Origin of the sequence: Streptomyces nanshensis (assembly GCF_001751255.1) — a bacterium.
GTDB lineage: Bacteria > Actinomycetota > Actinomycetes > Streptomycetales > Streptomycetaceae > Streptomyces > Streptomyces nanshensis_A.
Genome location: NZ_LJGW01000103.1, coordinates 1 through 4,212 on the forward strand (window position 1 = coordinate 1; position 4,212 = coordinate 4,212).

General features: G+C 73.9%; 2 protein-coding genes and 1 pseudogene. All 3 read left to right on the plus strand.

Going from position 1 to position 4,212, the window contains the following annotated elements:
- Positions 1-478 (plus strand): annotated as a pseudogene (locus tag AN218_RS05275) (DAK2 domain-containing protein); the annotation flags it as partial.
- 106 nt (positions 479-584) lie between these two features.
- Positions 585-3,851, plus strand: coding sequence for a helicase-related protein (locus AN218_RS05280; protein ID WP_107421366.1), 3,267 nt, complete (start codon positions 585-587; stop codon positions 3,849-3,851).
- Between the two features lie 219 nt (positions 3,852-4,070).
- Positions 4,071-4,212, plus strand: a 142-nt coding sequence (locus AN218_RS37875; protein WP_244900300.1) for an RsmD family RNA methyltransferase, incomplete at its 3' end; no start/stop codon positions are given.

The window sequence follows — 4,212 nt, forward strand, 5'->3', positions numbered from 1 at the left end:
CACCCGTGCCGCCGAGGCGTCCCGCGCCGCCGCGTCCGCGCCGCGCGTCGCGGTCGTCCCCACGCGCGCGGCGGTCCAGGGCATCGCCGCGCTCGCCGTGCACGACCCGGAACGCCGCTTCGACGACGACGTCGTCGCCATGACCAACGCGGCCGGAGCTACCCGCTACGGCGAAGTCACCGTCGCGGAACGGCCGTTCTGGACGATGGCGGGCGTCTGCGCCGAGGGCGACGTGCTCGGTCTGGTCGAGGACGACGTGGTCGTCATCGGCGACGACGTCGCCGCGGCGGCCTCCGACGTACTGGGACGGATGCTCGCCGCGGGCGGCGAGATGGTCACACTGATCGTCGGCGACGGAGCGCCCCCGGGCCTCGCCGACGGTCTGGAGGAGCAGGTGCGCGCCGGTCATCTCGGCGTCGACACGGTCGTCTACGACGGGCGGCAGCGCTCCTCGCTGCTGCTGATCGGCGTCGAGTGACCGCCGGAGACCTCCCTTCCGGTCTCCCCACCGGCGGCCCCGCGTCCCGCAGTTCGCACAGCGCTCACGCCCCGCTCCCGCCCGTATCCCCGGCCCTGTCACCGGCATGGTGTGCAATGGGGCTGTGTCCGCGCTCGACGAACCCCTGAAGAAGCATCTGGGCGGCGCCACCGCGAAGGTGCTGGCCGAACATCTCGACCTCCACACCACCGGCGATCTGCTGCACCACTACCCACGGCGCTACGAGGAGCGCGGCCAGCTCACGCGCCTGTCCGATCTGCCGCTGGACGAGCACGTCACCGTCGTCGCGCAGGTGGCCAAGTCCCAGGTGCACACGTACAACCGGGGCAGGGGACGCCGGCTGGAGGTCGTCCTCACCGACGGCAGCGGCCGGCTCCAGCTCGTCTTCTTCGGGCGGGGCGTCTACCAGCCGCAGAAGGAGCTGGTGCCGGGCACGCGCGCGATGTTCGCGGGGAAGGTCGGCGTCTTCAACGGCCGCCTCCAGCTCGCACATCCGCAGTACGAGAGGCTCGGCACGGGCAGCGGCAACGAGGACGTCGACGCGTTCGCCAACCGTCTGATGCCGATCTATCCGGCCGTCGCGCAGATGGCGTCGTGGAAGATCGCCAAGTCCGTCGCCACGGTGCTCGCCTCGATGGAGGCCACGGGCTGGGCCGGGCTCGTGGACCCGCTGCCGTCCGCGATCCGCGAGGAGCGGCGGCTGATCACACTGCCCGAGGCGTTCGAGAAGGTGCACAGGCCGCGTACGAAGGCGGACGTCGCGGCGGCGCGCGACAGGCTGAAGTGGGACGAGGCGTTCATCCTGCAGGTCGCGCTCGCCCGGCGCCGCGCGGCCGACTCCCAACTGCCCGCCGTGGCACGGCGTCCCGTCGAGGGAAGGCTGCTGGACGCCTTCGACGCGAAGCTGCCCTTCACTCTCACCGAGGGCCAACGGCACGTCAGCCGGGAGATCTTCGACGACCTCGCCGCCGAACACCCCATGCACCGGCTGCTCCAGGGCGAGGTGGGCTCCGGCAAGGCGCAGCCGCTGGACGCCCTCGTGCTCACGCCGGGCGGCTTCCGCGCCATGGGCGGTATCGAACCGGGCGACGAGGTCGTCACACCCTCGGGCGAGCGGGCGAGCGTCGAGGGCGTCTTCCCCCAAGGGCAGCGCGAGGTATGGCGGTTGACGCTGTGCGACGGCAGCAGCGTCGAGTGCGACGACGAGCATCTCTGGTACGTCGGCACGGCCGAGGAGTGGCGGCGCGGCGACCGTCCGCGGGTGCTGACCACGCGCGAGATCCGCAACGACCTGACGGGGCCCGACGGTTCGCCGAAGTGGCAGCTCCCGCGCGCCGTGCCCGTCGACCTCGGCGCTCCGGCACCGCAGCGCGAGGACCCGTACGCGACGGGTCTGCGGCTGGGACGTCCGGACGGCGCGGGCCCCGTACCGGAGGCGTCACGGGAGGACTCGCTCAAGAACCGGCTGGCCCTGCTCCAGGGCATCCTCGACGCCGCGGCGGAGGCGGGCGGGGTCACGGACGACGGCGAACCCGTGCCGGGCTCCCTCCGCCTCCGCTGCGCCGGCCTCGCGCTCGCCGAGGACGTGGCGTGGCTCGTCCGCTCCCTCGGCGGCTACGCACGGATCACTCCGGGGACACCGGCGAGACCGCAGAAGCGCTCGGACGGCGGCCCGGACGAGCCTCAACACCCGCCCACAGAGGGGGAGTCGGGGGCGCGCCCCTCGGTCGCCTTCGTACTCCCGCCCGAGCACCCGCCGTTCCGCTCGTACGCGGGGAGCGCCTCGTACGCGGAGAGCACCTCGTACGGGGAGGAGCCACGCGAGCCCGGCGACGACGGCACGCGGCCCGTACCGCCCCGCCGCCGCATCCGCGCCGCGGAGCCCGTGGGACGCAGACCCGTCCAGTGCATCAGCGTCCGCCATCCCGAACGGGCGTACGTCACCGACCACTTCACGGTCACGCACAACACGATGGTCGCCACCCGCGCGATGCTCGCCGTCGTCGACGCCGGAGGCCAGGCCGCGCTGCTCGCCCCCACCGAGGTCCTGGCCCAGCAGCACCACCGCTCCGTCACGGCGATGATGGGCGAGCTGGCGGAGGGCGGCATGCTCGGCGGCGCCGAACAGGCCACGAAGGTCGTGCTGCTCACCGGTTCGATGGGCGCCGCCGCCCGCCGCCGCGCCCTGCTGGATCTGACCACCGGCGAAGCCGGGATCGTCATCGGCACCCATGCGCTGATCGAGGACAAGGTCCGCTTCCACGACCTCGGCCTGGTCGTCGTCGACGAGCAGCACCGCTTCGGCGTCGAACAGCGGGACGCCTTGCGCGCCAAGGGAGTTCAGCCCCCGCACCTGCTGGTGATGACGGCGACGCCCATCCCGCGCACGGTCGCCATGACCGTCTTCGGCGATCTGGAGACCTCCGTCCTCGACCAGCTCCCGGCCGGCCGCTCGCCCATCGCCAGCCATGTCGTGCCCGCACGGGACAAGCCGCACTTCCTCGCCCGTACCTGGGAGCGCGTACGGGAGGAGACGGAGGCCGGGCACCAGACGTACGTCGTCTGCCCGCGCATCGGCGACGACGAGGAGCAGGAGACGGCGGCCCCGGCGTCGGGGGCGTCCGCGAAGTCGGGGAAGGCCGCGAAGTCTGCGAAGGCCGCGAAGCGGAAGCCCGCCGCGGAGGAGGAGGAGGCCCTGGGCGGCTCGCTCCCCGAGGAGGAGCCGGAGGAGGACGGGCGTCCGCCGCTCTCCGTCCTCGACACCGCCGCACAGCTTCGCGACGGCCCGCTGGCGGGACTGCGCGTGGAGGCCCTGCACGGCAGGATGCCGCCGGACGCCAAGGACGAGGTGATGCGCCGCTTCGCCCGGGGCGAGGTCGACGTGCTGGTCGCGACGACCGTCATCGAGGTCGGCGTCGACGTCCCCAACGCCACCGTCATGGTGATCATGGACGCCGACCGCTTCGGCGTCTCCCAACTCCACCAGCTCCGCGGCCGGGTGGGACGCGGTGCCGCCGCCGGCCTCTGTCTGCTGGTCACGGAGGCGCCCGAGGCGGGCCCGGCCCGCGCCCGGCTGGAGGCCGTCGCGGAGACGCTCGACGGCTTCGCGCTCTCCCGTATCGACCTGGAGCAGCGCCGCGAGGGCGATGTGCTCGGACAGGCGCAGTCGGGCGCCCGTACGTCGCTGCGGATGCTGGCGGTGATCGAGGACGAGGAGATCATCGAGGCCGCACGCGAGGCGGCGAACGCGGTCGTCGCCGACGACCCGGAGCTGGAGCGGCTGCCGGAGCTGCGTACGGCGTTGAACGCGCTGCTGGACGAGGAGCGCGAGGACTACCTCGACAAGGGCTGACCGCGTCGACGCCCCGCGCCCCGCGCCGATCCCCGCCCCGCGCCGACCCCGCCCGGGGCCCGTACGGCCCCGGCGCCGGCACCGCCGCCGTGGGATCCTCGGTCCCGACGACCCGTGCGGCGCCCGGCCCGCCCCGGCACCGCCGTCCGTCCCCGCGTGAGCCGCCCGTGAGCGAGCCGTCCCGTCCCGTACGAGAGCGAAGAGCGAAGGCACCCAGAGATGACCCGCGTGATCGCAGGAACCGCCGGCGGCCGTCGCCTGACCGTGCCGCCGGGCCAGGGCACCCGCCCCACGTCCGACCGCGCGCGCGAGGGCATGTTCTCCAGTTGGGAGGCCCAACTCGGCGCCGCCGGCGAGGCCG

Coding starts and splice junctions, on each gene's coding strand:
- AN218_RS05280 (WP_107421366.1), top strand. CDS start 585: ATGGTGTGCAATGGGGCTGTGTCCGCGCTCGACGAACCCCTGAAGAAG.